Origin of the sequence: Paenibacillus senegalimassiliensis, from assembly GCF_001486585.1 — a bacterium.
Taxonomy (GTDB): Bacteria; Bacillota; Bacilli; order Paenibacillales; family Paenibacillaceae; genus Fontibacillus; species Fontibacillus senegalimassiliensis.
The window spans coordinates 431782-439316 of record NZ_LN909044.1 but is presented as its reverse complement, the minus strand read 5'-3'; the positions used below and the strand labels follow the sequence as shown (position 1 = coordinate 439316).

The 7535-nt window shown below is 51.6% G+C and carries 8 protein-coding genes and 1 riboswitch; all 8 genes read left to right on the top strand.

Features of this window, described 5'->3' with window-relative positions:
• On the top strand, window positions 1–458 hold a 458-nt coding region (locus BN3279_RS07830), incomplete at its 5' end, for a N5-glutamine methyltransferase family protein (protein WP_148466826.1).
• 150 nt (window positions 459–608) lie between these two features.
• On the top strand, window positions 609–893 hold the full coding sequence (locus tag BN3279_RS07825; protein WP_059050076.1) for a hypothetical protein: 285 nt from the start codon (window positions 609–611) through the stop codon (window positions 891–893).
• A gap of 257 nt (window positions 894–1150) precedes the next feature.
• Window positions 1151–2356: an FtsW/RodA/SpoVE family cell cycle protein gene (locus BN3279_RS07820; RefSeq protein WP_059050075.1), complete on the top strand. Its 1206-nt coding sequence runs from the start codon at window positions 1151–1153 to the stop codon at window positions 2354–2356.
• Window positions 2357–2611: 255 nt separating this feature from the next.
• On the top strand, window positions 2612–3289 hold the full coding sequence (gene spoIIR / locus BN3279_RS07815) for a stage II sporulation protein R (protein ID WP_059050074.1): 678 nt from the start codon (window positions 2612–2614) through the stop codon (window positions 3287–3289).
• Between the two features lie 893 nt (window positions 3290–4182).
• Window positions 4183–4887, top strand: a complete 705-nt coding sequence (locus BN3279_RS07810; RefSeq protein WP_059050073.1) for an L-threonylcarbamoyladenylate synthase — start codon at window positions 4183–4185, stop codon at window positions 4885–4887.
• Window positions 4888–4909: 22 nt separating this feature from the next.
• Window positions 4910–5776 (top strand): DUF72 domain-containing protein, encoded by an 867-nt coding sequence (locus tag BN3279_RS07805; RefSeq protein ID WP_059050072.1) that lies wholly within the window; start codon window positions 4910–4912, stop codon window positions 5774–5776.
• Window positions 5777–5851: 75 nt separating this feature from the next.
• The gene (locus tag BN3279_RS07800; RefSeq protein WP_059050071.1) at window positions 5852–6412 is read left to right on the top strand and encodes a manganese efflux pump MntP; all 561 of its coding nucleotides are present in this window, start codon (window positions 5852–5854) and stop codon (window positions 6410–6412) included.
• 234 nt (window positions 6413–6646) lie between these two features.
• Window positions 6647–7234 (top strand): low molecular weight protein arginine phosphatase, encoded by a 588-nt coding sequence (locus BN3279_RS07795; RefSeq protein ID WP_059050070.1) that lies wholly within the window; start codon window positions 6647–6649, stop codon window positions 7232–7234.
• A gap of 71 nt (window positions 7235–7305) precedes the next feature.
• Window positions 7306–7388, top strand: a riboswitch (ZMP/ZTP riboswitch).
• Window positions 7389–7535: the final 147 nt, after the last annotated feature.

The window sequence follows — 7535 nt, the reverse complement described above, 5'->3', positions numbered from 1 at the left end:
ATAAGAGACGGGCGTGGCACGTCGCGGCGAGCGATATCTCGCCGGACGCCCTGGCGGTGGCGCAGGCCAATGTCCAGCGGCTCGGCCTTGCCGTCACGTTCAAGCAGGGGAACCTGCTTGAACCGTTCGCTGGCCAGCCGCTGGACATCCTGGTGTCGAATCCGCCGTATATTCCGGCGGAGGAGATCACGCACCTTCAGCCGGAGGTGCGTGATTACGAGCCGCGCGGCGCGCTGGACGGTGGCCCGGACGGACTCGCGCCCTACCGGATTATGATGGCGCAGCTTGCCTTGTTGCCGCAGCCGCCCCGCTTGATTGGCTTCGAGCTTGGCATGGGCCAGGCCGGGGCGGTGGCTGACCTGCTCCGCGCCTCCGGGCACTGGGACGAAATCATCACTGTGCCCGATTTGGCCGGCATCGACCGCCATGTGCTGGGCGTGGCCCGGAACAAAATGTAGTTGTAGTTGATCAGTAGATGATTGTCCGGAAATCTAGCTGATTATCCCGAAAACCTCAAAAAAATGGATGAATCTCCTCAATCAAATGTCGCTAACCACTATGAAATAGTTTCATAGAATGTGGTATAACCCGAAAGGAGGAGATTCAACATGCCTGTTACTTTCACACTGCCTTATACGCAAGGAGCTGGTGTGGGGCAAGGGTATTTCGTAGCCCCTGATCCGCTGGGTGTTGCCGGGGTTGTCACAATCACGGCAACGGCGGGGAATGTCGAGCTTCGTATTACTCGTTATAATGCTCCTAGCTTCATCCAGCCGGTAGCTGCTGGCAGCACGTTCTCTGTTGGACTTGATAAAATTCAGACCATTGGAGTGTTTGCGGTTACCGCTGCTACGGGAGTTGTGACTTTAACTACTACGGTGTCAGCCTTGTAGTGCTTTACAGGACTTACGCATGAAGCCTACTCCGCAACCCCCGGGTTGCGTACCGCCTAGTGCAGCCTTCCTTGCGCGCCCCCTTTCTATCCCGAGGTTTCTTATTGGACGCCGACGATCCATGTCGGCGTTCTTTTTTTGCAGGAGAAGCAACCATTTGTGCTTTAGCTCCGTATCTCTTAAAGTAGAGATGTGGGAAGTTTAAGCCGAGCAAGCTAGAAAGTCCGCTGATCGACTTGAAGAAAAGAGGGCTTATCATGCTGAATAAACTGAAGAAAATTGATTACACCATCGTGTTTATCCTTGTGTTACTGATGGGGATCAGCATTGCCGTGCTGTACAGTGCAACGTCGAATACAGCGTATCATGGTTATCATTTGCGGATGCTGGTGTATTACCTGATCGGCTTCGCGGTGTTTTTCGGCGTTTCTTTGCTGGATTATCGACTGATCATCAAATATGCCCCTTATTTATATCTTTTTGGCTTCGGGCTGCTATTGGTTGTCATGTTCGTTGGTAATACTTATTACAATGCCAAGGGGTGGCTAACCATCCCGATCATTAAGCAAAGCTTCCAACCGGCGGAGTTCTTCAAACTGCTGCTGGTTATCTTCCTGGGCTTTATGCTACTGCGCAAGCGCAAGCCTCGTCTTGCCTTCTGGCGTGATGTCGTGCCAGTCTGTCTCATGACATTCATTCCGTTCGTAGCGGTTATGGCGCAAAATGATTTGGGAAACGCACTAAGTTATGTTGTCATTCTTGCTGGAATGCTCTGGATTGGCAACATTAAGTATATGCATGCCTTGATTGCCATTGTGATTTTTGCCGGCTCTGTCATCGGTGGAATTACCGCCTATAAAACGTATCACGACCAGGTGTATGATTTCTTCGTAGAGATTGGTCGGGAACACTGGATTAGCCGGATTGATCCATGGCTGATTCCGGAGAAGGCGACGGAAGATGCAGCCTACCATACCCGTAACGCCAAGCTGGCGATTGCTTCCGGTGGGATGACCGGAGAAGGGTATATGAAGGGGGAAATGGTGCAGTCCGAGCGTGTGCCGCTGACGTATTCTGACTCCATCTTTGTTGTAATTGCCGAGGAATTCGGCTTCATTGGCAGTTCGGCACTGCTGCTGCTTTATTTTGTGCTAATCCATCGACTTATTCTGATTTCCCTGGAATGCCGGGATACTGGTGGGCCATACTTAATCGTGGGTATTGTAGCTATGCTGCTGTATCAAATTTTTGAGAATGTCGGTATGTTCATCGGCTTGATGCCACTGACAGGGATTACTTTGCCCTTTATCAGCCATGGGGGGACCTCGCTCTTGATTAATATGGCCAGTATCGGTATTGCGATGAGCATACGCATCTATGGCCATGAGAAGGAAGAGGAGAAGCATATGCATAGGCCGCGTTATAGCCTGAGAGCACCGGGGCGTCCAGAGGGGCAACATTAGAAGCGTGACTGGAAGCATGTCTGACACGTTGGAGTTACTATAGCGCTGGTCTGAGGCTGGAACTACCAGGCAGTTGCCAAAACACTTTAATTTCCACGTGGGCAGGCTTAGGTTTTTCACAAAACTAGTCAAAAGAAAGGTTACACAAAAAATAATAGATTTGTAGTTTCATAGGTTTAGGGCTCTCTTAAGCGGGCATACTGATAGACATCAGCCGCTGAAATACCGTTTTACAGGTTAAGGAGAGCACTTGTTATGGGGAACGACAAATCCTTTTATCAGAAAGTTGCACTTTTCTTTTTTAGTCTTGTGATGTTGGTGATGTCCTGGGAAGGGCAAATGGTCGATACCGCCGCTGCGGCGGAGTCTACAGGAGTTATTCCGCAAAATTCCATTCGCTTGCGCATTCTGGCTAACTCGGATGGGGCTAGCGATCAAGTGGTGAAGCGTCGTGTTCGCGATGCTGTTGTTGAGCAAATGAACGAATGGGTGGGCCAGCTTGAAAATCCGCAAAGCCTGGGAGAGGCTCGCCGGGTCATTCGTGAAAATATGCCAGCGATCGAGGCGCAAATTGCCAGGACGCTGGAGGATAATGGAAAGAGTTACGGTTACAAAGTAGAACTGGGGACGGTACCGTTTCCAACCAAAATGTACGGTGGTGCGGTTTACCCAGCCGGAGATTACGAGGCGCTGCGCGTCACGCTTGGGCAAGGAAAAGGAGCAAACTGGTGGTGCGTATTATTTCCGCCACTGTGCTTCATCGATGCAGGCAGCGGAGATGCGCTGACTCAGAAGGATACGGGGGTAGTTCAAGCCTCGGCAGATGCCCCCTCCGGCGCCATTCAGGCAGACCCGGAAGACGCGGAAGTACGCTTCTTTCTGTGGGACATGCTGGTGAAGCTATGGGACTGGGTAGCAGGTTTGTTTTCTTAATTAAATTGCTCGTTGGAGTGGGGGCCGAGTAGACGGCGCCTAGCGGAGCCAACAGATCGCACTGTGCGCTGGATTAACGGACGGTGCTTCGTTGCATGACGGCTGTTGGTTGAGCCACATGCTCAACACTGATAATGATATTTAGGATGATAAAAGGTAAAAGTGGTACGCGAAATGGGCAGTATATTCGTTCGAGGATATTTGTAGGTGGAAAGCGAGAAGGACTTGAACTGCACGGGGAGTTAGGCGTGGGGTGAGAAGTCCTTTTGTTTTGCTTTTTTGTCTTAAAGCTAGACACCAGTCAAATAGCTAACTCCTCAAAACCAACCGCATAACTAAACATCAATAAAATCGGATGAACTGGGAGTAATGTCCAACAAAAATGACAAGGAGATTTGGATGAGTGATGTGTATCGTGAAACATGAAACATGAAGAGGTCTTTGCGGGCTAGTGGGAAATTCTCCCGCTAATTTGCGCAAATGGGCTGATTTTTGATATTTAACTGGAAAAGCTCCCTACAAATCGTTGCTTTGGCTCCATTTCTGGGGAATGAGGCAATATTAGCTGGAGGAATTCCAGTTAATCCTGTGAAATGGGGTGAAGAGTGAATTTTAGCTGGAGGATTTCCTGTTAAATTCGTTTTGGCATCCAGTCTAGCATTGAGTAGCAGTAGCGGTAGCCGTCACGTGCAATCCGTAATATGAAATTCGCAATTCGTAATTCGCAATTCCCAAATGGTAATGTTAGTTGGTTAATTGGTAATTCAGTAATCCATATTGTAATTAATAATCCTTAGTCCTTAAACCGATATGCGCATTCCCTAACAGGGGCGCTTTCCTGGGCTTGTTCGGTTATAATAGACCATATACTTTGATGTTTGGGATGAGAAATAATGAAGATCAACGAAGATTGGCTTAAGAGTGAGGAGCAAAAGAATGATAAGGGCTTGCCGCCTTTGACAGAGGGAGAACATAAGCATACTCGTTGGTGGACGCTGGGGGTAGGCGAGTCTGTTGCTGGCATGGTGGAGGAAGTGTACTCCGCTTCGCCCGCAACTTCGGTGGAGGACGAGCGGAGCGCCTTGGCGGAAGCTGCTGGTCTTCTGGCGTCTGGCGGGACGGTGGCCTTCCCGACGGAGACGGTGTATGGGCTTGGTGCGGATGCGCGGAATACGGCGGCGGTGGAGGCGATCTTCGCCGCCAAGGGCCGACCGTCGGATAACCCGCTCATCGTGCATATTGCCGACATTAGCCAGCTAGAGGGTCTCGTCACAGAGGTGAACGAGACGGCACGGCGGCTGATGGAGGCGTTCTGGCCCGGGCCGCTGACGTTGGTGCTGCCCGTGGCCCCGGGCGCCGTCTCCCCACGGGAGCGCCTCCCGTCCTACCGCGCGGACTGCGCGCTCTCGCTCGGCCGCGAGTCCGAGCTGGAGACGGCGGCGCACCGTCTTTATGCAGCGCTCCGCCGCTTCGATGAATGCGGCGTCACTTACATTCTTGCCGAGTCCTGTCCTGAGAAAGGACTCGGCTCAGCCGTGATGAACCGGCTACTGAAAGCCGCCGGTCATCAGGTCATTGATGCCGGCGAATCATCATAGAAGCGGGGTGAGCAAGTAAGCCATGATCCAGATCGGGTTAAGCGGCTGGGGAGATCATGACGATCTATACCCTCCCCGGTTGCCCGCTAGAGATAAATTGTCGATGTACGCGCGTTATTTTTCTATGGTAGAAGTAGATAGCTCTTTTTATGCCATCCAAAATCAGACGGTGTACGAACGCTGGCTTGCCGAGACTCCAAAGAATTTTACTTTCGTGATGAAGGCCTACCAGGGGATGACTGGACATATGCGCGGGAAATCGCCATTCGCTACCCCAGGCGAGATGTTTCAGGCGTATCTTGATTCGATTCAGCCAATGGCTGACGCGGGGCGTTTGAAAGCAGTGCTGTTTCAGTTTCCGCCATGGTTCGATTGTGTACCGGAACATATTCGCCAGCTTCGTGCTGTCCGCAAATGGATGGGTGATTTGCCGCTCGCCCTGGAATTTCGTCATCAGAGCTGGTTTGCCTCCGTAACGAAAGAGCGTACCTTGGAATTCATGCGTGAGGAAGGCTGGATTCACGTTGTATGCGATGAGCCTCAAATTGGCTTGGGTTCAGTGCCTATCGTGCTGCAACCGACCTCTCCGGCATTGACGCTGGTGCGGCTACACGGCAGGAATGCCGCAGGCTGGAGCCAAGGAAGTTCCCCGCGCTGGCGGGAGCTTCGCAATCTGTACCGGTATTCGCGCGAAGAATTGTTGGAATGGCAGGAGCAATTACAGGAGTTACTTGCCAAGGGGACACGTGAGATTTGCATGGTGTTCAACAATAACTCTGGCGGGGATGCCGCAGGCAATGCGCTGGAAATGCGCGAGATTCTTGGTATGCCGCCCCGCGAGCTTCCGCCCCGGCAGATGGATCTGTTTGCAGGTTGGGAGACAGAGTAGGCATATCTCAAGTCATGATCTTGTCCTTGTCCGCATATGGTTGTACAAACTACTCGGACATGGGGGACATGGGTTATGGCGGAGGCTTATGAGCGTCTCGGGGAGCTGCTGACCATTCTGTTAATGGCGGTCGCCCTGGGGATGGATGCCTTTTCTCTGGGAATCGGCATGGGCATGAAGGGAATTCGGCGGCAAGTGGCGCTACGCATTGGATTGATGGTGGCACTGTTCCATGTGCTGATGCCGCTCCTTGGTATCGTGGCGGGACAGTATGTTGGCGTGCTCCTGGGCAACCTTGCTCAATACGTTGCAGGTGGACTTCTCTGCCTGCTGGGTGGCCATATGGTCATCAGCTCGATTCGTGGGGGAGGCGTGCAGCGGGTCAATCCTCATTCCTGGGTGGGGGTCATTTTGTTCTCGCTCAGCGTCAGCCTGGACTCATTTTCCGTGGGTGTCTCATTGGGGATGTTCCGCGGGGACTGGTTGTTTACGGTACTCGCTTTCGGCTTCTTTGGCGGAGTGATGTCGCTCGCGGGTTTGGCTATGGGCAGGGGAATGGGCCGAAGATTTGGAGAATATGGTGAAGCGGCGGGAGGAGCTATTTTATTGGCTTTTGGTCTGCTCTTCATCTTTTGATACAATACTATATAAGTTGAATCAAAGAAAAAGCATAACAAGCAAGCGAGAAAAATGATTCTGAAGAAGCGGAGCGTTCGCCTTTGTGAACGGATTTCTACCCTATAAGAATTTATTGAATAAAAGAAATCTGTGAGCAACAGCGATCGTAAGAACATTTTCTCGTCTGCTTCTTTGCGTTAAATATAAGTTCAACTTATATACTTACAGAATACAACATGGAGGTGATAGGGCATGCGCATTTTATTTGTATGCACAGGGAACACCTGCCGCAGCCCTATGGCAGAGGCGCTGCTGCGCAAGCTGGCTCATGAACGAGGGGTTAATGTGGAGGTGCGCTCTGCCGGAGTAGCGGCGGTGTCGGGCGCTTCCATATCCCGGCATGCTGAAGCGGTGCTTCGCGATCATGGGATTGCCGAAGCTTTTGCATCTACGCCGCTCCAAGCCCAATTGACGGAATGGGCGGATTTGATCTTGACATTGACTCAGGGACATAAGCGGCAGGTCGTGCAGGCTTTCCCTGGGACGGCTGAGAAAATTTACACTTTAAAGGAATATGCCGAGGATAACGCCAAAGTGTTGGCCGATCTGGAAGAGTTGCGGCGCTTGACTGCGGAATGGGAGCTGGCTCGGGCGCTTGGCCGTGAATGGACGGAGGAACAGGCGCGTCAGGTGCGTGAATTGCAGCAGCGGATGCCGGCTTATGATATCTCTGACCCGTTTGGCGGGTCGCGCCAGGATTATGACCGAACAGCAGCGGAAATTCGGCAGGCCTTGGACAAGTTGATAGACAAGCTTGAACGGGGAGAAAGCGGGCTTTGAAGAGCAGCAATGCTTGAGTAAAACATGGTTGCATTTGTCGGGTTGTTGTTTTATTCTTAAAGCAGCAAGAGTTGTTCCGATGTAACTGGCGACGAGAGTGGATCAAACCACGATGGAGCATCGGAGAATACGGCCGGTCGCCTGGGCAAAGAGCACGACACACCTGTGTGTGTTATGCTCTTTTTTTGTTGGTAGGAATGAGGCTCTGGTTGATCATGCTTATCATTTTAAGGTACGTCATGGACTGCTTTTAGGTATAATAAGGACAGGCTGTTATGACTTCTAAGCGGAAAGAGGCGTC